General features: G+C 48.3%; 23 protein-coding genes. 8 read left to right on the top strand and 15 right to left on the bottom strand.

The annotated features are described in order from the left end of the window. Positions 1 to 21: 21 nt before the first annotated feature. Entirely contained in the window at positions 22 to 1,251 is a 1,230-nt protein-coding gene (gene fmdA / locus VC28_RS10590) for a formamidase (protein WP_049630609.1), read from the top strand. Between the two features lie 156 nt (positions 1,252 to 1,407). Continuing rightward, on the top strand, positions 1,408 to 1,776 hold the full coding sequence (locus VC28_RS10585) for a zinc ribbon domain-containing protein (RefSeq protein ID WP_049630608.1): 369 nt from the start codon (positions 1,408 to 1,410) through the stop codon (positions 1,774 to 1,776). Here the strand turns inward: VC28_RS10585 and VC28_RS10580 are convergent. Beyond that, positions 1,773 to 2,390 carry a TetR/AcrR family transcriptional regulator gene (locus VC28_RS10580; protein ID WP_049630607.1) on the bottom strand — a complete coding sequence of 206 codons (618 nt, stop codon included), beginning with the start codon at positions 2,388 to 2,390 and terminating at the stop codon, positions 1,773 to 1,775. The genes VC28_RS10585 and VC28_RS10580 overlap by 4 nt on opposite strands. Positions 2,391 to 2,519: 129 nt before the next feature. After that, a complete protein-coding gene (locus VC28_RS10575; RefSeq protein WP_049630606.1) occupies positions 2,520 to 3,263 on the bottom strand; it encodes a hypothetical protein in 744 nt (247 codons plus the stop codon). A gap of 373 nt (positions 3,264 to 3,636) precedes the next feature. Here VC28_RS10575 and VC28_RS10570 point away from each other — a divergent pair, with 373 nt between their 5' ends. From VC28_RS10570 to VC28_RS10560, 3 genes are read left to right on the top strand one after another with little or no spacing between them, the layout of a single operon-like run. Continuing rightward, positions 3,637 to 4,125 (top strand): DUF3465 domain-containing protein, encoded by a 489-nt coding sequence (locus tag VC28_RS10570; protein ID WP_082191695.1) that lies wholly within the window; start codon positions 3,637 to 3,639, stop codon positions 4,123 to 4,125. A 51-nt stretch (positions 4,126 to 4,176) separates the two neighbouring features. Then, complete coding sequence (locus tag VC28_RS10565) at positions 4,177 to 4,728, top strand: cytochrome b (RefSeq protein WP_049630605.1); 552 nt, start codon at positions 4,177 to 4,179, stop codon at positions 4,726 to 4,728. A gap of 30 nt (positions 4,729 to 4,758) precedes the next feature. Further along, positions 4,759 to 5,448, top strand: a complete 690-nt coding sequence (locus tag VC28_RS10560; protein ID WP_049630604.1) for a VIT1/CCC1 transporter family protein — start codon at positions 4,759 to 4,761, stop codon at positions 5,446 to 5,448. Here VC28_RS10560 and VC28_RS10555 read toward each other — a convergent pair. Further along, positions 5,445 to 6,146 (bottom strand): type 1 glutamine amidotransferase, encoded by a 702-nt coding sequence (locus VC28_RS10555; RefSeq protein WP_049630603.1) that lies wholly within the window; start codon positions 6,144 to 6,146, stop codon positions 5,445 to 5,447. The two genes, VC28_RS10560 and VC28_RS10555, sit on opposite strands and share 4 nt — an antisense overlap. Positions 6,147 to 6,445: 299 nt before the next feature. On the opposite strand from VC28_RS10555, the gene rhlB reads away from it, so the two are divergent. The 3 genes from rhlB to VC28_RS10540 all read left to right on the top strand — a co-directional run bounded on the left by rhlB (position 6,446) and on the right by VC28_RS10540 (position 10,268). Then, positions 6,446 to 8,044 carry an ATP-dependent RNA helicase RhlB gene (gene rhlB, locus VC28_RS10550; protein ID WP_049630602.1) on the top strand — a complete coding sequence of 533 codons (1,599 nt, stop codon included), beginning with the start codon at positions 6,446 to 6,448 and terminating at the stop codon, positions 8,042 to 8,044. A 71-nt stretch (positions 8,045 to 8,115) separates the two neighbouring features. Beyond that, positions 8,116 to 8,919 (top strand): DODA-type extradiol aromatic ring-opening family dioxygenase, encoded by an 804-nt coding sequence (locus VC28_RS10545; protein WP_197085510.1) that lies wholly within the window; start codon positions 8,116 to 8,118, stop codon positions 8,917 to 8,919. Positions 8,920 to 9,005: 86 nt separating this feature from the next. Further along, a complete protein-coding gene (locus VC28_RS10540) occupies positions 9,006 to 10,268 on the top strand; it encodes a response regulator (protein WP_049630600.1) in 1,263 nt (420 codons plus the stop codon). A 41-nt stretch (positions 10,269 to 10,309) separates the two neighbouring features. On the opposite strand, the gene VC28_RS10535 is transcribed toward VC28_RS10540, so the two are convergent. From VC28_RS10535 to gatB, 12 genes are all read right to left on the bottom strand, one after another. Further along, the gene (locus VC28_RS10535) at positions 10,310 to 11,719 is read right to left on the bottom strand and encodes a flagella assembly protein FlgT middle domain-containing protein (protein ID WP_082191496.1); all 1,410 of its coding nucleotides are present in this window, start codon (positions 11,717 to 11,719) and stop codon (positions 10,310 to 10,312) included. 9 nt (positions 11,720 to 11,728) lie between these two features. Continuing rightward, the gene (locus VC28_RS10530) at positions 11,729 to 12,481 is read right to left on the bottom strand and encodes an SPOR domain-containing protein (protein WP_049630598.1); all 753 of its coding nucleotides are present in this window, start codon (positions 12,479 to 12,481) and stop codon (positions 11,729 to 11,731) included. 16 nt (positions 12,482 to 12,497) lie between these two features. Next, positions 12,498 to 15,734, bottom strand: a complete 3,237-nt coding sequence (locus VC28_RS10525; protein WP_049630597.1) for a hypothetical protein — start codon at positions 15,732 to 15,734, stop codon at positions 12,498 to 12,500. A 17-nt stretch (positions 15,735 to 15,751) separates the two neighbouring features. Then, entirely contained in the window at positions 15,752 to 16,591 is an 840-nt protein-coding gene (locus VC28_RS10520; RefSeq protein WP_049630596.1) for a fimbrial biogenesis chaperone, read from the bottom strand. A gap of 81 nt (positions 16,592 to 16,672) precedes the next feature. Then, the gene (locus VC28_RS10515; protein ID WP_049630595.1) at positions 16,673 to 17,131 is read right to left on the bottom strand and encodes a DUF4402 domain-containing protein; all 459 of its coding nucleotides are present in this window, start codon (positions 17,129 to 17,131) and stop codon (positions 16,673 to 16,675) included. Between the two features lie 82 nt (positions 17,132 to 17,213). Continuing rightward, a complete protein-coding gene (locus tag VC28_RS10510) occupies positions 17,214 to 17,867 on the bottom strand; it encodes a hypothetical protein (RefSeq protein ID WP_049630594.1) in 654 nt (217 codons plus the stop codon). A gap of 295 nt (positions 17,868 to 18,162) precedes the next feature. After that, a complete protein-coding gene (cysZ, locus tag VC28_RS10505; protein WP_049630593.1) occupies positions 18,163 to 18,903 on the bottom strand; it encodes a sulfate transporter CysZ in 741 nt (246 codons plus the stop codon). Beyond that, on the bottom strand, positions 18,904 to 19,455 hold the full coding sequence (gene rrtA, locus VC28_RS10500; RefSeq protein WP_231591719.1) for a rhombosortase: 552 nt from the start codon (positions 19,453 to 19,455) through the stop codon (positions 18,904 to 18,906). It lies immediately after the preceding gene. A gap of 56 nt (positions 19,456 to 19,511) precedes the next feature. Then, positions 19,512 to 20,027 (bottom strand): hypothetical protein, encoded by a 516-nt coding sequence (locus tag VC28_RS10495; protein ID WP_049630592.1) that lies wholly within the window; start codon positions 20,025 to 20,027, stop codon positions 19,512 to 19,514. Between the two features lie 6 nt (positions 20,028 to 20,033). Next, positions 20,034 to 20,552, bottom strand: coding sequence for a hypothetical protein (locus tag VC28_RS10490; protein ID WP_049630591.1), 519 nt, complete (start codon positions 20,550 to 20,552; stop codon positions 20,034 to 20,036). Between the two features lie 113 nt (positions 20,553 to 20,665). Further along, complete coding sequence (locus VC28_RS10485) at positions 20,666 to 20,962, bottom strand: PA4642 family protein (protein ID WP_049630590.1); 297 nt, start codon at positions 20,960 to 20,962, stop codon at positions 20,666 to 20,668. Between the two features lie 133 nt (positions 20,963 to 21,095). Then, positions 21,096 to 22,541 (bottom strand): Asp-tRNA(Asn)/Glu-tRNA(Gln) amidotransferase subunit GatB, encoded by a 1,446-nt coding sequence (gene gatB / locus VC28_RS10480; RefSeq protein WP_049630589.1) that lies wholly within the window; start codon positions 22,539 to 22,541, stop codon positions 21,096 to 21,098. Positions 22,542 to 22,550 lie beyond the last annotated feature (9 nt).

The following is a 22,550-nucleotide window of genomic DNA, read 5'->3' as shown; positions in this document are numbered from 1 at the left end:
TATTCATCAGGAGTCAGAGCCATGGCTGAAACCATTATCAAAATAGATCTAACAAAATCCCCCTACGAAAATGAAATGATCCACAACCGTTGGCACCCGGATATTCCGATGGTGAAAACAGTAAAGCCTGGCGATGATTTTATTATCGAATGTTACGACTGGACCGGCGGCCAAATTAAAAACGATGACTGCGCTGACGATGTGCGCGATGTGGATTTATCCCAAGTGCACTTTCTTTCCGGCCCTGTTGGTGTTGAAGGTGCAGAGCCGGGCGATTTATTGGTGGTGGATATTCTGGATATTGGTGCCTTTCAGGAAAGTTTGTGGGGCTTCAATGGTTTCTTCTCTAAACAAAATGGCGGCGGTTTTTTAACGGAGCATTTTCCGGAAGCGCAAAAATCTATTTGGGATATTAACGGTATGTTTACCAAGTCCCGCCACGTACCCAATGTGGAGTTCGCAGGATTGGTTCACCCGGGGCTGATTGGTTGCTTGCCATCAAAAGAAATGCTGATGGAGTGGAACAAGCGCGAAAAAGAACTGTACGACACCGAACCTGATCGTGTTCCCGCATTGGCCACGCTACCCTATGCAGACACTGCGCACATGGGCAAGATGGCTCCCGATGCTGCAAAAATTGCTGCCGCCGAAGGTGCGCGTACAGTGCCGCCACGCGAGCACGGTGGTAACTGCGACATTAAAGATTTATCGCGCGGTTCCAAAATTTATTTTCCTGTGTACGTGAAAGGCGGTGGTCTTTCGGTGGGTGATTTGCACTTTAGCCAAGGCGACGGTGAAATTACGTTTTGCGGCGCAATCGAAATGGCCGGCTGGATTCATCTGCGTGTGAATTTGATTAAAGACGGTATGGCAAAATACGGGATTAAAAATCCCATTTTTAAACCCAGCCCTATCGCGCCGAAATACGATGATTATTTAATTTTTGAAGGTATTTCTGTCGATGAATATGGCGAGCAACATTATTTGGATGTGCACGTTGCTTATCGCCAAGCGTGTTTGAATGCAATTAATTATTTGACCAAATTTGGTTACAGCAAAGCTCAAGCGTATTCGATTTTGGGTTGTGCACCGGTGCAAGGGCATATTTCCGGTGTGGTCGATATTCCAAACGCCTGTGCAACGCTGTGGTTGCCGACGGATATTTTTGATTTTGATGTTAACCCGAGTGCGGAAGGGCCAACCAAGAAAGTGACACCGGGTATGGATGTACCACTTTCAAAAGATAAATAGCATTTGTGCATAGAGCTTGGATTCCGGTATTCACTTTGGGACTCGCCGTGAATACATCCATGTAGGCTCGAATGCTGCATCCATGCAGCATACGGTCCCAAAGCAAATACCGGAATCCAGCGTGGCAGATCCTGCTAATTTTTTTGGAGATTATGTATGCCTGTTTACGACTACAAATGCGCAGATCACGGTTTGTTTTATGAGTTGGCCGCGATGGAAGACTCGAATAAGCCAATGTCATGCCCGCATTGTGGCAAATTGTGCGCGCGAGTGATTATGCTTGCGCCAGAATTTCTGGATATGAAAAAAGAAAATCGCGCAGCCCATGCGCGCAATGAGGCGGCTGTGCATGCACCGGTATTATCCACGCCGGAATATCGCGCTGAACAACAAGCGCGGCGTGAACATAAACATGGCAAGGGTTGTGGTTGCGGTGATAAGCCGATTCGCAAATCAAATTTAATGTACACCGCAGGCGGGAATAAAATGTTTCCGTCAATGCGCCCGTGGATGATAAGCCACTAATGCATTTTTTCTGGCGCGCGCAAGGTATCGATGTAATCGTTCAGTGTGCCGAATAAATCGCTGAGCAATTCAGGGGCTTGCATACATTTTGCGGCACCCATGATGCCTTGGTAACTTGCCATGATAAACATCGCAATTTTGGTGGGATTTATATCGGCGCGTACATGCCCTTGTTGTTGACCAAGCTCCAGCGAGCCAACGATAGATTGGTAAATAGATTCCATCACCTTTTCCAACCGCTGGTGAAACCCTTGGTCAATAGCGGCCATCTCCTGATTCAAATTGTTGAGCGGACAACCCTTAAAACATTCCTCGTTTTTATAACATTCGGCTTTATCCAAAAACATTTGTTGGATCGCCGTAAGAGGGTTTGGATATTTAGTGGCGTATTCATTCCAATTGGTTTGGATATGCTCCATCAGAATTTCATCAACGACCGCGTAACCCAGTGCAAGCTTATTTGGGAAGTGATGGTAGAGGGCACCTTTGGCAAGGTTGGTTTTTTGCAAAATGGCTTCAATGCGCATGCCTTGATAGCCATTTTGGTAGATTTCTTCCTGCGCAGCCTCAAGAATTCGGGTGCGTGTTTGTTCTGCATTGCGTTCAGTTGCCATAGGTTTCTCGTGGGTATCAATCAATATTATTGTTGTGAATATTCATGACATCCCGGTGAAATATCTCAATGTCTTTTATCTATTTGCTGCGAATTGAGTTGCAGTGTACCCAGCGTAACTGATGCGCCCTCAGAGTGACGGCGCTTTCAGTGACACTACAGTAGATTTCAGGCTACGGGCAAATCCGGCAAATAACAATAACAGACAGGCATTAAGCTCCAATGTCTCTTCAAACCACAAAGACAGACCCTTATCGATACTAAATAGTTCCTTATCAAACGGCCAGCCTGCAGCATAAAGTACGCAGGCGATAGCGCTGATGGCAACGGTAGGCGCTAACAAAATCCGGCCAAGATTGCGCAGCACGGTTTTAAAACGGCGCGACATGTGCACGATAAAGCCCAGCATTAATAGCAGTGCGAGCGCGCGCAACCCTTTTTCCAATACATCCCAGTATGCACTTGCACCCAAGCGGTCAATATCAACCTCGCGCAAGAACAGCATAAATGCAAATAACGCCAAGCCAACACGAATATCCCGCTGCAATCCAGGCGTTGATGTACGTGATGCTTGTACTCCCTGCACTACTGCAGCAAGCAATAAAAAGCCGCCTTGCGCTAATTCCAGTAATGCATTTTCGGCAGTAACCAAAGGATTGTACAACCACAGCTCATAGCTGATGGTGGTGCTGATCGCGAGTAATCCCGCGATAAAAAAAGCGAGTGCGATGAATTGTACGCGTTGGGTGTAGCTCATCAGCTCGATGGAAAAAGGCTGAAGATCCGTCAAGTGATAGGGGGTGCGCAATTCAAGGGTTTGGAAGCTTTGCAGTAATGGCATGTGCGCCAGCGGTGATTTAAAACGGTTGTTCATTTATGGATGGATTCCTTGAGTAGCCTATATTTCCTGGTGATGGCAGTGCCACTTACCAAGTGCTAGGTTCGCTGCTGCTGACTGAATGGAGACTGAAATCTGCAGGCAGGCGATACCTGATGTGAAGTTCCTTTTTCTCCGTTATTAAATGAGTCTTGCTGGAGATCTTTTTTGATTAACCGACCAAATGGTCGGTTGCCATTTAATAACAGACCGTACGGTCTGTCAACTCTCGCCGGCAGCATAAAATGAAGACTTGTACTGGAAAATGTGGCCGAGCTTAAGTCTGGTTTAAGCTTGAATCGCTAATGTTGCTGTTGTCGGCCTCCCTGATTGGCTAAGCTGCATGAGTTGTTAATGGATGGAAGAATTTATGCAGACACGATCCTCTCTCAGGAAATTATTGGCGCTGGCGATATTTGTCCTGGCGTTGGCTTTACTGAATAGTCTGAACAAACAACAACTGTTAGATGCTGAATCTGCCCGTGAGCAGCTGCCATTGGTGACCACCAATGAGTATGTGGCGGGTTCGGACGTTCTGATTGTGGATGCCTTTAACAATGGCCGCTCAAATGTACAGCTGGGTGGCACAGGGCGGGTGAGTCGTGTCTTACCTGATGACAGCAAAGGCAGTCGCCACCAAAAATTTTTACTAACCCTTGAGTCAGGGCACTCTCTACTGATTGTGCATAACATCGATCTGGCATCGCGCATAGAGGGTTTGCGCGAGGGCGATGAAGTGGAGTTTTATGGTGAATATGAGTGGAACAACAAGGGTGGTTTGCTCCACTGGACTCATCATGATCCTAAAGGTGTGCATCCCGGAGGCTGGCTCAAACACCGGGGGCGTGTTTACCAATAAGCTATAAGTACAATATCTAACAAATACCAAAAAACTTGCAGAGGAAATGTGATGAGTAGTATCCAGAATTCCAGCCGCTACAGCCCGATCCTGATTGGTCTGCACTGGTTTATGTTTGTCTTGATGGTGGTGGTCTTTGCCACCATCGAAATGCGCAGTCTTTTCCCCCGTGGCAGTGACCCACGTGAGTTGGTGAAAGCGCTGCATTTCATGCTGGGAATTTGCGTGTTGTTGTTGGTTGTAATCCGTTTGGCGGTGCGCCTGTCAGGCAAGACGCCGGCAATTGTTCCCGCTCCGAAACCATGGGAAAAATTACTCGCAACGCTCATGCATCTATCGCTTTATGCCTTCATGATTTTTATGCCAATTGCAGGTTGGATCATTCTGAGTGCTGAAGGACATGGTGTTCCTTTTTTTGGATTAGAGCTGCCGCCGCTGGTTGATAAAAATCCGGCTTTGGCCGAACAAGTAGAAGACTTGCACAAGCAAGTCGGCGAAATTGGCTACTATTTGATAGGTCTCCACGTTCTTGCCGGGTTATTCCATCACTACGTTAAACGTGACAATACGATGACCCGAATTTCATTGTTCAAACCTAAATAAACGGTTTTGGTTTTTCGCAGGAGTTTTGCCATGCGTCATCGCGAAGGTCACAGATCCCATCATTCCGGTTGGCTGCGTGCTGCCGTGCTTGGCGCAAACGATGGCATTATTTCTACCGCCAGTCTCATGATGGGGATGGTCGCAGCGGGAGCATCAAACAGTACGATTCTGCTCAGCGGTGTTGCCGGTTTGGTTGCGGGGGCGATGAGCATGGCGGCAGGTGAGTATGTTTCCGTATGCTCGCAGGCCGATACCGAAGCAGCAGACATCGCGCGTGAGACCCACGAGCTGGCAACCGATGAGGCGGGTGAGCTGCATGAATTGCAGGAAATTTATGTGGCACGCGGCCTCACGCGGGAATTGGCGAATGAGGTTGCAAAACAATTAACGGCACATGATGCACTTGCTGCCCATGCACGCGATGAATTGGGAATTACCGATATGTTCGCGGCGCGGCCGTTACAGGCTGCACTTACCTCTGCCTTGACCTTTTCGGTAGGTGCGGTGATACCCCTGCTGGTGGTATTGCTCCATCCAGCGCAATTCCTGGGCTTTGCGATTGCCTCTTGCTCTTTGCTTGCGCTGCTTCTGCTGGGTGGGCTTGCAGCAAAAGTGGGTGGGGCCAATGTTGTGATTGGTGCAGTGCGCGTGGGTTTTTGGGGCGCAGCAGCCATGGCCATGACCACTGCGGTGGGGTATTTATTTGGTGTCGTTGCCTAACGGCCTGATTGACCAAAAATATGTTCAATCACTTCGCTCATCGCTTGGTTGATCCGGTTAAATTTTTGCGGGCTGGCCAGCATGGAAGCGGCGCTTTGCGTGTAGCCTGATCCATCTATGTCGTCGGCGCAGTTTTCAATCAAAGCCTGTGCAGAAGCGGGTGTTGTCTCCAGATGGAATTGGAATCCGTACACTTGGTTTTTATAAACGTACGCCTGATTCAGACAACCTTCGGTGCGTGCAATATGCAGTGCCCCTGTAGGGATTGCGAAGGTATCGCCGTGCCAATGAAATACCTCCGGGTATTTGGCCAAAATGCGGGCGATAGGGTGGTCACTGGCATCGGGTTGAATACTCAGTGGCAACCAACCAATTTCCTTGTGGGCGTTGCGGGTCACTTTTCCGCCCAAGACATCCGCAATCAACTGCGCTCCCAAACAAATGCCCAGCACGATTTTTCCGGCATCAATCGCCTGCTTGATCAGGGTTTTCTCATCCGCCAGCCAGGCATAAATGGCTTCATCGTTAACCCCCATCGGCCCGCCCATCACAATCAGTGCATCAAAACTGTTGAGATCAGGAGCCGCATCACCCCGGTACCAGTGGGTGGTTGTGACTGAGTATGCCCGTGCCTGAAAGTCACTGGTCATGCTGCCAATATCTTCAAAGGGGACGTGTTGCAGGCTGTGGATTCGCATAAGGGGCTCCTTTTAAACAGTGATTTGGCGTGTTCGGGTTATAAAACGGTACCGGATAGGTGGGATTATGCAGAAATCCTGCCATTTGAGCCCATTAATTCCACTGTGTTGGCACCAAAGCCGCTGAATATCAGATGATTGGTGTATACTCAAATGAGTTCGTGCGCGCAAAAACCGGACAATTTGCGCACTTCTTTAGCTGCTGTAGCGGTGTTGTCTCGCCTCATGCGATCCTCGGTAGCGCTCAATCAGGCCTGTCTGCGTGACAGCCTCTACGTCTTGTACTGCAATAATCTTTGGTGAATAGATTGATCGGAAATTTCTTTAAAAAATTGATAGGTGCTGGCCAGCCGGATACAAAAGAATCGCCAGCAAAACCCGCAAGTGACAAATCCCCTTCCCACAAAAAACACGGCGATCGCAATTCAACACGTAAGAATGCCAATAGCCGCAATAATCGCGGTCAGCGTCCTGCCCATCAAGCGGAGCATAAAACCACCAAGCCCGATCAGTTGCGCGATCCGGCTGCATCCCCCAAACAAAACAAGCCAGCTCAAGAGCGCCGTAAGCGTCCGGCTAAAATTGACCACGGGCCTTGGGATATTTCTGAATTCGTCGTGGAGCCGCTTGAGGGCAAAACCCGTTTCCACGATTTGGATCTTGAACTGCCGTTGATGCGCGGTATCGCTGAATTAGGATTTAAATATTGTTCGCCTATCCAAGCGCAGTCCTTGCCTTATGCCCTGCAAGGAAAAGATGTCGTTGGTAAGGCGCAAACCGGTACCGGAAAAACGGCCGCTTTTTTAACGACGATTATTGACGATTTGTTAAAAAACCCGATTGCGGAAAAGCGTTATGCAGGTGAAGCGCGTGCATTGGTGATTGCACCGACACGCGAATTGGTCATGCAAATTGCAGAAGATGCAAAAGGTTTGTGCAAATACACCGACCTGAAAATACACACCTTGGTTGGCGGTATGGATTACGCCAAACAACAGCGTCACTTGCATGAAGATCTGGTGGATATTCTGGTGGCGACACCCGGCCGTCTGCTGGATTTTTGCGGTAACAAAGATGTGTATCTCGACCAGCTTGAGATTCTCGTGATTGATGAAGCTGACCGCATGCTCGACATGGGGTTCATCCCACAAGTGCGTCAAATCGTTCGCCAAACACCCAAGCGTGAAGATCGCCAGACATTATTTTTCTCGGCCACCTTTACCGATGATGTGCGCAATCTGGTAGAGCAGTGGACTTACAAACCCGTCACGGTAGATATTGAGCCGGAATCGGTTGCTAACGCGCGCGTTGACCAGCATGTATATCTGGTATCGACCGAAGAAAAATACACGCTGCTGTATAACCTGATCCAACAGGAACATGCGGAAAGCATGATCGTTTTTGCCAACCGCCGCGATGAATGCCGCGATCTGCAGGAGCGATTGGTTCGCCACGGTATCAAGGCTGGTTTGCTCTCGGGTGAAATCGCACAGAACAAGCGTGTATCAACGCTTGATGCATTTAAATCGGGCGAGATCAAAGTATTGGTCGCAACCGACGTTGCAGGGCGCGGTATTCATATCAGCGGTATTAGCCATGTAGTGAATTTCACCTTGCCGGAAGAGCCGGAAGATTACGTGCATCGTATTGGCCGCACCGGTCGTGCAGGCAAAACTGGTACCTCGATCAGTTTTGCCTGTGAAGATGATGCGCTGTTGCTGGAGCCTATCGAGCGTTTACTCGGTAAGACGATTAAATGTGAGCAACCGCCAGAAGGATTGATGCTCGCGCCGCCCGATAGCCCGCCTGCGCCACCGCGCTCACGCAATGAGCGCTACAGTAATCGTTCCGTGGGTAACCGCCCGGGCGCTAACCGCAACCGCAGACCGCGTCACTAAATCTATATTGCTGCGCTCACTCAAGAATGGTTGGCGAGCGTGATCGCCAATTAAAAAGCCGGAGGTTAAGTATGCATTTAATGCCGGTTGTCTTCGTGCCTCACGGTGGCGGGCCCATGCCTTTATTGGGCGATGCCAATCACCGTGAGTTAACGCAATTCATGCAATCACTCGCTGCAGATTTACCTCGCCCGCAAGCGATTCTGGTGGTTACTGCACATTGGGAAGAAGAGGTTGTCAGCATTACCAGCGCACCCGCACCGGGTATGTTGTTTGACTACTACGGCTTTCCTCCCGAGAGCTATGAGTTTGCGTATCCTGCCCCTGGTAATCCCTCTTTGGCAAAGCAGATACAGCAACTGTTGGCAGCGAATACTATTGACGCGCGCTTGGATAACCATCGTGCTTATGACCACGGTACTTTTGTGCCGCTGATGTTGATGTATCCCGCCGCCGATATTCCTGTAGTACAGCTCTCGCTGCTGGCTTCCCTTGATCCTGCTGCGCATATCGCGCTCGGTAAAGCACTTGCGCCTTTGCGTGAGCAGGGCGTGTTGATTGTGGGGTCGGGTATGTCCTTCCATAACATGCGTGCCTTTTTCTCTAACGACCCGAGTGTCAGGGGCAAAAGCGAAACTTTTGATCAATGGCTGTCAGAGACGGTGACTGCACCGCAGCTCGATAATCCCGCGCGCGAATTGCGCTTGCGCGAATGGGCCTCTGCTCCACAGGGCCGCTTTTGCCATCCGCGCGAGGAACACTTGTTGCCCCTGCATGTATGTTGGGGAGCTGCCAGCCAACACTCACCTGTTGCTGTGCAAAACTTCAGCGGGTTGTTGTTTAATACTGCAATTTCAGGGTTTATCTGGCGTTAAAGAATCGCTACTGCGGTGGTTTGGCGCGTTTTCCCGAATCTTGACTACACTCAATGGATACGTTGAAAACCATTGAGTAATGTTCCATGAAAAAAATTCTCATCGTTGAAGACAGCGATATGGTGATGAAAATTTTGCGCCACCTGGTGCAGAGCGCATCACTACCCTATGAAGCTGTCTATGCAACAAGCCTCGCGCAGGCGACTGCGATCTATGAGCAAACCCCAACTGATTTTTTTGCTGCGCTGGTGGATTTGAATTTGCCCGATGCCCCCAATGGCGAAGTGGTGGATTTTACGCTCGGTAAAAAAATTCCCACCATTGTGCTTACGGGTTCTTACGATGAAAAACGCCGCGAGCAATTATTTGCCAAAGGCATTGTGGATTACGTAACCAAAGAAGGGCGCTACGCTTACAGCAAAGCCATCGGCATGATCCAGCGCCTTGAGAAAAATCAGCACATAAAAGTATTGGTTGTGGATGATTCTGATATGTCGCGCAAACATATGGCGAATTTATTTCGTCGCCATTTGTTTCATGTGCTTGAGGCAGTTGATGGTGTCGATGCGATTAAAGTAATGTTGGAAAATAGCGATATTAAATTGCTGATTACCGACTACAACATGCCCAAAATGGATGGCTTTGAGTTGGTGCGCAACCTTCGTTACAAATACGACAAAACTGATTTGATTATGATTGGTGTGTCCGGCGAAAGTAATGAGGCGCTATCCGCGAAATTTATTAAACACGGTGCCAACGATTTTTTGCGTAAGCCATTTCATCCGGAAGAATTTTATTGCCGCATTATTCACAATGTGGAATCGCTTGAACTGGTTGAACAAATTACTTACAACGCCCAGCGCGATCATCTCACCGGTTTATTTCATCGCTCGCATTTTTTCAATATAGCGCGCGACATGTATAAAAGTGCAGTAGAAAAAGCCGCACCGCTTTCTATGGCCATTATTAATATCGATCATTTTAGTGATATCAATGAGCGCCATGGGAACGCTTGGGGGGATGTGGCGTTAAAACATATCGCAACCAGTCTGAATAATATGCTGGGGCGTTTTTTGCTGGCACGTGCAGACAGTGATGATTTTTATGTGTTGATGCCGGGATTGGATCATGAAAAAGCGGCGGCCTTGCTCAGCAAGGTAAAACAATTATTAGCTGCCGATGATTGTGTGATTAATGGTGAAGCAACGCGTTTTTATTTCAGCGCAGGCGTTACCTGCCGTATGGGGCAAAGTTTGGATCAGCAAATTGCGCAAGCCAATATTTATTTGCGCCGTGCAAAAGAAGCGGGCGGCAATATGATTGTGGATGATGGTGATGCTGAAGAGTAGCCCTCACCCTCTCCCATTTATGGGAGAGGGTGGGGTGAGGGTCAGAGCGCTTTAACGATGTACTGACCGCTTAATAATGGTTCATCCACCACGTGGCCAACACTGTGTCCCGGGTAAACTTCCATCAAATACACCTTACTGCGACGTTTGATCATACGCGTAGCGTAGCGTTGGTACTGTCCGGTTACTGGTTCGTAGACCAGTTGATAAAGCTCCAGTGCATCGCCTGTTTGCAGGCCATTGTTGGTGCCACTGTGGATGACTAATTTATCTCGTCCTGCCTGAGTGTCCACCCGCGCAATAAAGGGCTGGCATTGCAATGCACCGGCTAGTTCATCGCTCGCCTTTCCCACCAAATATTTCACTTGTTGACCGTAATCTGTTTGCCAGAATGCGGGCGCTGCAAATCCGGCTTTGGTATTAGCGGATGAATTCCATTTGCCATAGGTTTTATATTGTTTGGCAAAGACCAATTGCCCGGTAATACTGTCGCGCACTTTTAACGTAAAGCTAAATTGGCGGCTGCGTTTATCAAAGCGGCTGCTGAATTTAAATGTATCGTGTACGCCACTGACAAAGCGTGTGTATAAACCGGGTTTGGCGACGGAGTCTGGATTGACGAGCGACATATCATCGACTTCGCCGCTGACCAAATATTGTGAATTCGATTGACGCCCCAGCGTCTGGATTTGCTCCGAGGCATCCAGTTCATTGTTGCCATTTGGCGAAAAGCTTTGCCCAAATTCCAGTACCGCAGGTACACCGTGGCGGTTGCGCAAATTAGCGCTGAGCAACATAGGAAGATGTTGTTCTACATTGGATAGTGCGCCAAGGTTACTGGAGGCAATGCTTAAGCGTGGGAAGCTGAAGAAGGCCAGATTTTTTTGATAGCTGTTGGTGTACATCTGTGCGCACTGGAAGTTGGTGGGAATGGCTTGCCCGCCTCCTATGAAATTGCCTTCTATTGTGGTGTAGGGCACTTGGTTTGCAGTGCTTGTAGTGCTTGTAGTCGCTATGGTGGAGCCTGAAGGCAGGGCAGTATCCGCTGCCGACGTAGCTTGTGCAGGAGCCGCCTGCTGAACTTGTGCCTGGCCCGTCGCATCGACCCTGACGGTCTCTTCGGTAATGATGCTCGCGGTCGTATTGGCAGGTGGCGCACCCGCAGGTAAACCTGGCACCTGGCCGATAGCAGACATCTTGCTGACTTCATTGAGCAAAAAATCCAGATCGCCCTCCAGCTTGGCAAGCTTGTCGATGCTAGGTTTGGCCTCACGCCACTCCTCCATCGTTTGCTGCAGTTGGGCATCGTTGACCTTACCGCCTCCGCCAGCCTGTCCTGGGCGAAAAAAAGCGTTGCAACCACCCAGACACAGTAACAATGCCCAGGTAGTCAGCTGCATTCCCAATGGAATCCGGCGCACGCAAGAATATTGAGTTTGTACTGTAGGCATCGTGCTCACCTAGTTCCTGGCAGTTAACTGAGCGTGGGTCAGTTGATCAAAATCAGAGGCGCTGTAGTCAGCTACCAAGCAGGAAATGCCGGCAGCTTTGAGTTGACGGCAGCGGGTTTGGGCTTGTGTCTGGGTTTCAAACCCGCCTAACTTCAAGCGGTAATAATCCTTGTTATTGACAAAGGCATGCTGGAAATTGGGCTGCAGATCCGCCAGTAAGTCGGGGTTTTGGGCATAGAGTTCTTGCCAGACAACCGGTAGTTGATGCTTGTCGGGAATAGAAGCAACCTGTAATGCGTAATGGGCATTATGAGTGGGTGATTCATCCCAATCCGTTTGTGCTTCCGGTACAGATGCTGTTTCAACCGGTAATGCCGCGACTGGTGTAGGCGGTGCTGCAGGGCTGGTTTGCTCTAGTTCAGGTGAGGCACTGGAATGGAGTGCCGGGCCCGACTCAATTTGCACCGGAAGTCCCTGGTCAATGGGTGCCAGTGCAACCTGTTGCTCGCCATCCCCTGATTCATCCAGCGCCTCATTCAGCTTGCCCAACTGGCCGAGTAGCAAGTTCATTTCCTCTTCGATGGTGAGCATGCGTTCAATACCCGGTTTCATGCTTTTCCATTCCTGCAGCATTTGTTGGACTTCGGGTGAGTTGTTCGCTGCTGATGAGCTGGTGGGATTACCGGCGCAGGCACTGATCAGCAGTGCGCTTGATACAACCAGCATCAACCTGAAAGTGCGATCAAAATAGACTTTATTCATGATGGTATCGCTCTTGTTAATACTTAAAGTCCATGTATTGGACTTCGCAGTTGAGTTTGTGGACTAGCAAAGGCGCACAGGCCTCCTTCGCTTTTTGTTCAGCAACCGAGTTCGCTGACTGGGGTGCCGGGAAATAAGCCAGCCCAAGAAGATGGTTGCCCGCATCGGGTTGACGGATATAGAACGGCTGCTGGATAAAACGGCCACCCAAGCGCTGGCGCAAAATGTGGTAGTACAGTTTGAGCATGCTGGTGTTGTGGAACTGGCCGGCGATAGCTACATAACCCTTGGCTTCATCGAGCGGGCGCAACACAAAATCGACACCGGTAATCACATCGCCTTTGCTGGAGAAGCCCAGCTCTTTTTGGCCGGGTTTGAAATTGCGCCTGTCGGTGTAGTTTTCATCTACCTTAAGTTGGTAATTGCCCGGCTTTACGTTGGTAAATTGGTAGTAGCCGTCATATTCAGACCGTGTGGTAGAGACGATCTGTTGCTTGCTATCCAGCAGATTAAGCATGATGTAGGGGGCGGGCTCGGGTTCACCTGAGTCGCCATTTTGATAAATGATGCCATCCAGCTCTCCGGCGCGAACGACAGGCAGTTCAACGGTATCGACATACCCTTTACGCGCTTTGATCGCTACACCCGGACTGGCACTGATCATAAAGGGGCCGTCGAGAGTGGATTCATCCACGACTATGTCGGTTTTGGTGTTGTCATACAGCGAGCTGAGTACGGCTACGCCTTGTTTGTCCGTATTTTCATAACGATAGGCCTGGACAGCATTCACCTTGGCGTTCTCAATGGGGCGTTCGTTGACATCGAAAATCCCGTTCATATTAGTGTCTTCAAACACCCGTACCGCGACTGCGCCGGACTGGGCAATAGGGCGGTCAGAGGTGAACAGGCTGCGCTCAATGGGCTCATAACCCAGACTGAAACGCAGGGTGATGCCTGCAGACCATGAGCCATTCTCGTTGTAGCCAGCATTTGTGGTGAGATAGAAAGGCTGTTTCCGCCAGTTCAGGCCCAAGTTAACCTGATAAAGATCACTCAATGTGGAGTAGGTGTATCTGAGTTCAGTATTAAAGTCGTTTGACCAACCATAATTGAATGCGCCGCCGTACGTGTGGAACTCTTCAACTGGTTTAAGTGAGTAGCCACCGAAGAAACGGGCATTCAGTCGCCCCAGGTTTTTGCGGTACTGAACACTGCCCATTACGCGCTTTTGGCCCGCATATTCCGGTGGTGTGGTGAGATCATCGAATGCTCCTTCCTCCCAGCTGAGGTTGTTGGTCAGATAGCCAAATCTGCCGCCAATCCCCAAGCTGTTTTGGATAATCTCTAATTCGGTGCCGTCGCTATATTCGGTATTGTGCCAACTATTCTGGTAACTCAGTGGCAATCCTGTGCTGCTGAATAGACGCCCGGTCATACTTGCGCTCAGGGTGTCAGTAGATTCCGTCTCGTTGTTGAATGCATTCAGGAACTCCACCCGTTGACCTTGGAAGTTATAGGAGGTGTTGAGCAGACGGGTACGATAGCTAAGATTGCTAGAGCGTAGGTGTTCTGCATCTTGTAGAACGTTGGCGCTTAGTAGACCCACTCTACCCAAGTTGGCATTAGCGCCAAAGGTTACAAATTCCTGATCCTCCCCTTCGCGCGGCCTGAATACACTGGCTCCCCCCGACAGTGCCAGCCAGCTAGTAACTCCATAATCGAGAATACTGGATGCCATTACCCCTTGTTGTGTCGGGTCATCTGAATACTGGTCCAGATCAAAAACGGATTTCCCCACTTCGGTGAGCGAGAAACGGTACATACCTTCACCGCTTGAAACTGTATTGCTGTCCGCAATATAAGATTCGGTTTTGGTTTCCATTTGCCCTTGGGGGCCATAGAAAATCAACTGGAAATCGTTGGTGCCGTAATCCAACAGGACATCGTTAAAGTCATAACGGCCTTCGGTGATACCCAATCGTTGATCAATCAATATCCCGTTGCGGTAGAGCTCTACGTCCCAGCCCTCCTGGATCGGGCCGCTAATATTGACTTTACGGTTGTCAGCCAGTTGTGACAGTGGGGTGTTGGAGAGTTTGAAGCCACGGCCGAGCCCCATGGTTCTACCCAATCCTGCATTGAAGGGAATTACATCACCAAACTCATAGGCAGTGGCTCCGAGTGGCCCGAGCAGCTCACCTTTATCGGACTGGCGTGAAAATGTCAGCCAGGCAGAGCTAAGTGAGTTGTTATCGTTTCCGTTCAGATACAGCTGGGAGTTCAGGTAGGCCAGATCGTGGCTGGCAAGAATGGAATAGCTCGCACTGGTGTCATCCTGAATAATATCTTCTGGATTCTGGGCAGGATTGGGTGATGGAATGACCAAGTGGGAACGCTCCGCCGAGGTTTGGATATCCACCATAGGGGGCGAAAATAATTTATAACCTGATTCCTTGAGTGGAAGAACGGATGCTGTAGGGTTTACTCCCAATTCTTGTTTGGTGCGACGGGAAGTTCGCACCTCCATCGCAAATGGTCTATCTGATCGGATCTCAAGTGCCAGGCGCGCTTCGTCCACCTTGAAGTCCAAGCCAAACCACTTGGCCACATCAGCTTGTTCGACGAAAAAATCCGTGCCGAGTTCATAATCTTCCGGCGCGACATAGTAAGTCTCGCCACCCGCATTAACCTCCAGACGTCCATCATCAAGTCTTTTGAGATTGAAGGGATTCTTCTCGCTAAAAAACCACCCCTGGGCAGTCTTTGAATCCAGATCAACATAAATAGGGAATTCCAGGATTTGAGCAAAGTCACCTAGCCCTATGCGCATTCCTTTTTCAGTGGTGACACCAAATAGAGTACCTAACGCATTACCGTTTGCTTCGGTGGTAAGGATTAACTCTTCACCCGGCAAAAAACGGCTAGTTGTTGCCGCAGGGTCACCAAGTGCTGCCAGCTCATTTGCAGGAGGGAACGAGCTGGTTGATGCTTGCGATGCCCCAGAGGCGTCAAATTGTTGTCGGTCAGGCGGGGGTTGGGTGGGGGCTGCGGCGGCTATTTCCCGCTGCTGCGCATCCCTCGCAGCGTACTTTTGCTGGATGCGCGCATAGATTTTTTGCAGATCATTATTGATGGCATTGAGCGATGCCTCTGCTGCGATAGCAGAGTTTTGCGATAAAACTGTTAAAAAACAGGATGTTAGTGCTATCCCCTTAACGCGCAGTGTGCTTGTGTGTCGGGTTTTATCGCTCATTGCTCATGCCCAATAGATCACATTTTTATGGCGCTCCCTGAGACATTGATGGTTTTATCAAAGAATACTTTACCGCGAAATTCTTTGACGCCTTCATAGACAATTCGGAGCTTTCCATCGGTTTTTGCAAAGGCTGTGCCAGCCCAAATAAGCTCCGCATTAATGCGGTTTAGCTCGGGCCAGAAGTTGTAATCACCGGCTTTAGCGATCAGCACTTCTTTATTGCTACCGGCAGGTGTCCAAAAGGCGCTGATATTGCCGATGACGGAATTGGTGCCTGAGCGAGTCATCTGAACCTTGACGCTGCCGGAATTCCTGGCCGGATTAAAATGGATTTGGGCATTCTGGAAGCTCAGGTTGTAATCGACATCGCCTTGTACAACGACGACTGGGATGGCAAAGCTCAGCATCATGGTGATTGCCATGTTTTGGCCGCCGCCCTCATTTTCGGCTTTCTTCTCTGGAGGGATGGCTCTGAATTGGAGATGGGAACGGTATTCGCCTTTAGCCAATCCCTGTTTGCGCGTTACGGCAAGCTTTACCGTCTGGCGTTCGCCCGGTTTGAGCGTGACCTGACGAGGCGAAAAACGAATCATAGTGCTGGCGATGGGGGCGCTTGCTGCTTGAGCTGGAGTGAGATCAATGTAGCCCCCTTGTTCAGATGCTTTCTTTTCCAGCCAACCAATCCGGTAGGTATTGGTTTGCTTGGAAATATTGATCAACGTGACTTCAGTAGAGCGATCATTCGCACCCAGCATGACACGAGTAGGATTGATCAACAGGTCTGCCCAAGCGGTTTGAGTAAGTAAGCAGGCAAAAAGTCCTGCGCACAAGCGTGTGAGTAAAGTGCGTTGCATGAATAAATCCTTACGGGTGTTTTTAGTCAGTAGTTTTTATTGTGCATGTAGTGAGCCAAAACAGCGTCACATGGGAATTAATTAATAGTCGATATTGATGTTCAGGTAAATCAGGTAATCCGCACCACTATAATAATTTTGTGCTGGATTGCCCGAGGTATTGAGTGTGGCTCCCAGTTTAAATTGCCCACTACCAGATGGACCCAAGTTCAAACTACTTGGCATGTCCACTGCAGTAACGACGAATTGGGCGGTGTTGGGGTATGGCATTGCAGAGTAGGCAGGTAAGTCTACCGTCAATTGCACAGTACTATAGGGGGGGAGATTGCTCAGAGTGTAAACGCCAGGGGACCCCGGTTGGATAATATAGATCTCCCCAGTACTTACGGTTGAACCATTGCGGCCAATAATCAAGCTGCTGACGGAGTTGTTGCCGCGTATAGCGATATCGCCAAAGTCGAGAGGGCTATCAACAGTAAGCTCTGCCCAGCATTGAGCGGTGCAAAAGCCTAAGGTGGCGACCCAATACTTTTTGCCCACAAAATCCCTCCTCAAAAACAACCCCCTATTCCTGTTGGCAGGAATGAGGGGGCACATTCAATTGACCTATTAGACAATAAAATTAATAGGCAACTGTTACGTTAAAGGTGCCTGAGTAGGCCAAATCCTGATAAGTACCGGTGGTTGGCGTACCTGGGTCAGTGATCAGGGTTCCACCGATTTGCAGGGTAGCACCGCCGCCTGCATCAGTTTGGAATGTTCCCGCACCGGCAGTCAGTGCAATCAATGCTGCAGTACCACTTGTTTTAACGGCAGTAAAATCCAGTACCTGGAATTTTGCGCTACCTGGTGGTACTGATGCTGCAGTCAGGTCAACCGCTGTGTTAGGTACAGTCAGGTTCAGGGTAGTGAATGGCGCTACACCCGCAATAGTAAGGATAGGACGGGCGGGGGTTCCGCCAACTGCTTGGACCACTGCACTACCAGCACCAGTACAAGTGGTCGCAAATGTACCGCCGGAAGCTGCAACAGGTGCAGTAGGGGGCGTAGCGGAAGCACTTACTGGTATGGTGAGGCCTGCACATTCAGAGGCAGTAGTATCACCGATAGATCTAACGGTTCCAAAGTTCAAACTGCCGGTAGAGGTGAAGTTAATAGCGTTATTTACCGTTACGGTAGCGGGAATGGTTACAGTTTCCGCCATTGCCAGGTTTGCGCCTGCAAGCAATGCTGCAGCGCTAAGACCTTTCAATAGTTTTACGTTTGTTGGTTTCATAATGAAAACATCCTATAGAAAATTGATCAAAGTTACTTAAGGAAAAACGCCCTTCAGACAGCTGCACAATGCAAGGCGTAATAAAATATCGACAAAACGTGAGAAAGCTTTAACTATTGGATGCAAGTAAATGATTAGGTTAATTATTGCGCGTTTTTGCCGCTTTTTAATGAGCCTAAACTACAGAAATTCATTTCCTTATTCCTTTTAATGCATATGAAAATATGCCAATAGTTATGAATTGACTATATATCAGGATCCCACTATTTCAAGGCGAGTGAATAAATGATTTTGATTAGATGGATGGATGTTTTATTTCTTTTATCCAATAAACAGTGGCACCGGCAACAGCGATGGGTGTAACAAAAATATTCAAGACAGGAATCATGCTTCCCAACAGGATAATTCCACCGTAGGAATAACTGGTTAGTGGTTTTGTATTCAAACGACGGCGCAATTCGCGAAAACTGAGTTGATGGTTGTCGGCAGGGTAATCTGAATATTGGACCGCCATACACCAACAGCTCCAGATGGCAGCAATAAATGCTCCTAATAAATTTGCACCGGGAATAAAAAATAAAATCAAAAAAATAATTAACACTAATGCTCCGCGACTAACAAAATACCAAAGCTTTACCGCTTCACGTTGCAATGTGCGCGGTATTAATTGGCTCCAGGGTTCGTCGGGTGGTGCGATACCTGTTAATTGCGCTTCAATTTTTTCTGCAAGCAAACCAAAAAAAGGTGCGGCTAAAAAATTGGTAATAATGTTAAAACTGTAGCCGTAAACAATTAAAAAAATAAATGCGACCAACGGCCATAGTAGCCAGGCAAACCAATCCAGCCAGTTGGGTGACCACTCCAAAATTTGCGCAAATACATCGCCAAATACATTCCACAAATAAGCCGTCACCAAAAAGAAAATCAGGATATTGACCATAAGTGGAATTAAAATAAATTTGCGCATGCCTGGCTGTAAAACCAATCGGGCACCTGTAAAAAAGTAATCAATCGCCTTGCCGGGTGAGCCTTGCATTTACTTGCCTCTTTGAAATTGAACGAATAACCAATTGCCAGCGATAAATAGTAATCCAGCAATTGCACCGTACAGATGCGACTCTACAGCAACAGCCGCGGGGATGAGTGTTTGTAAATCAGTTGCTTGGTAGCCCGGTAGGTTTTCCTGGATTAACTTTGCGATTACCAAACCCAACCCGATCAGCCGAATCCATATAGGGTAGGCATGTGTTTGCAATAAGCCCGCGACTATCAAACCATGAATGACTCCCGATAAGCCTGCATAGGGGGTGTATTCAGGGTTTAATAAGTAAATTCCTAATCCAACACATAAGCCGCACCAACAAAATAAGGATAAGAATTTTTTTGTGGAATCATCTGTGAAGAAAGCCAGCGTGCACAATAAAAGAGCTGCAGTATTCATGGCAGTGTGCGCCCATCCAAAATGTACAAAATTGCTCGTCAATAGGCGCCATATCTCGCCGGACATTACCTTATCGGGATTGAGACTGAGTAAATCAAATAAATCGCCCTCAAATATCGCAAGAACGATAAGTGTAATTGAAATCACAACCGACGTTATGAATGTGGGCGTTAGCGATGTTTTTTCATAGATGTTGTAATTCTTCATAGACGCTGTAGTTCGCCGGTTGGCCTTGGTGGCTCGCAGCCCCGTGAATGGTATGTGCTCCAGGAGTCTGCCCCTGGGTTTTTATGCCAAATTTTATCGTAAGCAAAAAGATGTTTATAAAAATGATATCCACTACCGATATACAAATGAATTCCTACACTATCGGAACACTCAATCGGGCGTGAGGTAGAGGCCATAACATAGGTGATGTCAATACTGCCTGCAAAAGGAGGAATGATGACGGGCTTGCATCCCCACGCATACCCATAGCTTGCATAATTCACTTCACCACATGCGCTGATTTGTGCTTCCTCTGCATAATTGCGCAATGAATATCTGATAGTGAGGCTGTTGTCAGTCTCCTCTACAATTTCCGCGCGTGTTACTTCAATATTAGGGGCATTGCTTTCTGTCGCTTCACTGCCCAAGCTTTTCAATTTGATGGGTTGAATTATCGAAAAAATAACTCCCATCAGCGTGGCAGTGATTAATAAAAGAATTTTTTTTGTCATCCCGGTTTACTCAATCAGTTGCCAGTGCTTCTCATAAGGAAACATAGTGCGGGTGATAACGCCCATGTATTTATCTGGCAAGTAATGCTCAAAGCTCATGCTGATTTCATGGGTGGTAAATTCATAGCGGTTATCTTTTTTTAAATCACTCGCGATAAGCTCAATACTGATTCGGCGTTTGTGTGTGCCTCTCACAATGTCGGTGTTGCCTATATAAGTGTAAGAAGACCCCATGTAGACAAACAGTTTTACTTGTTCTGCGGGAATCGAGCCCTTATATGTGTATTCCAGTTCCAGCATAATTTGCTCTGGCCGGCTTTGTATCAAGTTCACGCTGCGTACTAATATAGGCTCGCCCAAGTTTTCTTTGGGAGCTTCGTAAATAATATTTTGGGGTGCGCTGTCTTTGTTGTGCAGTTTCGTACTAAATAAAGAGGATGAATAGTTAGGTGAAAGCCACTGATGGCCTAGCCATCCTGCGAGGAACATGAGCAGTAACAGTGCGGGAAATTTATAAGGTTGCATATTAATCCATTATGTTGCTTATTGTGTTTTCGGGGTGGTGACTGATGCTATACAAGTTAAAAACGAAAAAGGCAGTCGTTTGACTGCCTTTTAAGCTTACATCGCGGCGCTAATTATTTGGCTCCAGCGGCTTCCAGCGCAATGGCATATTCTTCGCCATTGCGATGTGCTTTAACCACTTGTAAAAACGTTTTTCCTTCCGGGCCAATCGCGTTCAGATCTTTTCCGGCTTCTACAAAAAATTTCACGAACGTTGCAAAGTTGCCGCCCAGCATCCCGCGGTATGCTTTTTCCAATAAATGATAGTCGGCATTAACACCTGCTGGTGCTGGATAATTCAAAAACGTTTTGATACGTTCATCGTCGAAGGTTTCGCCGAGAACTTTTTCTTTGTCTTTGCGTAGGCTCATTTTTCAAATCTCTGTATTTAAATTCTGAATTCTCCTCTATCCCCCTTTTGCAAAGGGGGAGGTGGACTCCCTGCTAAATCAGCTTCATTGGGGAGTCAGCTCCTCCCTTTGCAAAAGGGAGGCGGGGGAGGGATTAGTCGTTTAATTTTTTAACCAGTAATTCATTCAATACTTGCGGATTCGCTTGTCCCTTGGATGCCTTCATTGCTTGTCCGACAAAGAATCCGAGCATTTTTGCGCGTTTGTCTTCCGGCGCTACACGGTAGCCCTCTACCTGTGCAGTATTTGCAGCGAGTATGTCATCGATAATTTTTTCCAGTGCACCGGTATCGGAAACCTGTTTCAAGCCTTTGGTTTCGATAATGGTGTCTGCATCACCTTCACCATTGGCAATCGCTTCAAATACTTGTTTGGCAATTTTACTGGAAAGTGTGCCGTCTTTAATGCGCACTACCAGGCCTGCAAGCAATTCTGGTGTAACGGGTGACTGATCGATACGTTGCTCGGTGCGGTTCAGGTAAGCGCCGAGGTCAGCCATAATCCAGTTGGCAGTCAGTTTTGGCTCGCCTGAAATTTTGGCAGAAGCTTCAAAGAAAGCTGCGCTGAATTTATCCATGGTGATCTGGCCAGCGTCATAGCTGCTCAAACCATATTGCTCAACAAAACGCGCGCGTTTTGCTTCTGGAAGCTCTGGCATTTGTTTGCGCACAGTTTCGATGTAGTCATCATCCAAAATAACGGGCAGCAAGTCAGGACAGGGGAAGTAGCGATAATCGTTGCTATCTTCTTTGCTGCGCATGCTGCGCGCTTTTTTGGTGTCGCCATTGTACAGGCGTGTTTCCTGGATAATTTTTCCGCCGTCTTCCAGTACATCAATCTGGCGCTCTACTTCCAGCTCAATCGCTTCTTCCATAAATTTAAACGAGTTTAAATTTTTGGTTTCGGTGCGAGTGCCGAGTTTTTCGGAGCCTTTCGGGCGCACAGAGATGTTTACGTCAAAACGCATTGAGCCTTGGCTCATTTCACCATCGCAAATTTCCAGAGAAGTAACGATGGAGTGTAACTTTTTAGCGAAAGCAACGGCTTCTTCGGCGCTGCGCATATCCGGCTCAGTGACTACTTCGATCAACGGAGTGCCTGCACGGTTTAAGTCGATGCCGCTCATGCCTGCAAAATCTTCGTGCAATGATTTGCCTGCATCCTCTTCCAAATGTGCGTGGTGAATACGAACACGTTTAGTGCGGCCGCCTTCAAGTTCCAAATCGACATAACCAGCGCCAACGATTGGTTCAGCGAGTTGTGTCGTTTGGTAGCCTTTCGGCAAATCCGGATAAAAATAATTTTTACGCTCAAATACCGAGCGCTTGCCGATTTCTGCATTTACCGCAAGGCCAAACATGGTGGCGAAGCGAAATGCTTCTTCGTTGGCAACTGGTAGCGTACCGGGTAATGCCAAATCAATTGCGCAAGCTTGTGTGTTGGGTTCTGCTCCGAATGCCGTGCTGGCACCGGAGAAAATTTTGGTTTTAGTGGCGAGTTGTACGTGAACTTCCAACCCGATAACAGTTTCCCATTGCATGCTATGGCT

It is taken from the genome of Cellvibrio sp. pealriver (assembly GCF_001183545.1).
GTDB lineage: Bacteria > Pseudomonadota > Gammaproteobacteria > Pseudomonadales > Cellvibrionaceae > Cellvibrio.
The sequence above is the reverse complement of the archived record's forward strand: the minus strand, read 5'-3'. Positions and strand labels throughout refer to the sequence as shown.

What these genes read in the sequence shown, in the direction of transcription:
- fmdA (WP_049630609.1), top strand. Translation starts at nt 22, where the DNA reads ATGGCTGAAACCATTATCAAAATAGATCTAACAAAATCCCCCTACGAA.
- VC28_RS10585 (WP_049630608.1), top strand. Translation starts at nt 1,408, where the DNA reads ATGCCTGTTTACGACTACAAATGCGCAGATCACGGTTTGTTTTATGAG.
- VC28_RS10580 (WP_049630607.1), bottom strand. Translation starts at nt 2,390, where the DNA reads ATGGCAACTGAACGCAATGCAGAACAAACACGCACCCGAATTCTTGAG.
- VC28_RS10575 (WP_049630606.1), bottom strand. Translation starts at nt 3,263, where the DNA reads ATGAACAACCGTTTTAAATCACCGCTGGCGCACATGCCATTACTGCAA.
- VC28_RS10570 (WP_082191695.1), top strand. Translation starts at nt 3,637, where the DNA reads ATGCAGACACGATCCTCTCTCAGGAAATTATTGGCGCTGGCGATATTT.
- VC28_RS10565 (WP_049630605.1), top strand. Translation starts at nt 4,177, where the DNA reads ATGAGTAGTATCCAGAATTCCAGCCGCTACAGCCCGATCCTGATTGGT.
- VC28_RS10560 (WP_049630604.1), top strand. Translation starts at nt 4,759, where the DNA reads ATGCGTCATCGCGAAGGTCACAGATCCCATCATTCCGGTTGGCTGCGT.
- VC28_RS10555 (WP_049630603.1), bottom strand. Translation starts at nt 6,146, where the DNA reads ATGCGAATCCACAGCCTGCAACACGTCCCCTTTGAAGATATTGGCAGC.
- VC28_RS10545 (WP_197085510.1), top strand. Translation starts at nt 8,116, where the DNA reads ATGCATTTAATGCCGGTTGTCTTCGTGCCTCACGGTGGCGGGCCCATG.
- VC28_RS10540 (WP_049630600.1), top strand. Translation starts at nt 9,006, where the DNA reads ATGAAAAAAATTCTCATCGTTGAAGACAGCGATATGGTGATGAAAATT.
- VC28_RS10535 (WP_082191496.1), bottom strand. Translation starts at nt 11,719, where the DNA reads ATGCCTACAGTACAAACTCAATATTCTTGCGTGCGCCGGATTCCATTG.
- VC28_RS10530 (WP_049630598.1), bottom strand. Translation starts at nt 12,481, where the DNA reads ATGAATAAAGTCTATTTTGATCGCACTTTCAGGTTGATGCTGGTTGTA.
- VC28_RS10525 (WP_049630597.1), bottom strand. Translation starts at nt 15,734, where the DNA reads ATGAGCGATAAAACCCGACACACAAGCACACTGCGCGTTAAGGGGATA.
- VC28_RS10520 (WP_049630596.1), bottom strand. Translation starts at nt 16,591, where the DNA reads ATGCAACGCACTTTACTCACACGCTTGTGCGCAGGACTTTTTGCCTGC.
- VC28_RS10510 (WP_049630594.1), bottom strand. Translation starts at nt 17,867, where the DNA reads ATGAAACCAACAAACGTAAAACTATTGAAAGGTCTTAGCGCTGCAGCA.
- cysZ (WP_049630593.1), bottom strand. Translation starts at nt 18,903, where the DNA reads ATGCAAGGCTCACCCGGCAAGGCGATTGATTACTTTTTTACAGGTGCC.
- VC28_RS10495 (WP_049630592.1), bottom strand. Translation starts at nt 20,027, where the DNA reads ATGACAAAAAAAATTCTTTTATTAATCACTGCCACGCTGATGGGAGTT.
- VC28_RS10490 (WP_049630591.1), bottom strand. Translation starts at nt 20,552, where the DNA reads ATGCAACCTTATAAATTTCCCGCACTGTTACTGCTCATGTTCCTCGCA.
- VC28_RS10485 (WP_049630590.1), bottom strand. Translation starts at nt 20,962, where the DNA reads ATGAGCCTACGCAAAGACAAAGAAAAAGTTCTCGGCGAAACCTTCGAC.
- gatB (WP_049630589.1), bottom strand. Translation starts at nt 22,541, where the DNA reads ATGCAATGGGAAACTGTTATCGGGTTGGAAGTTCACGTACAACTCGCC.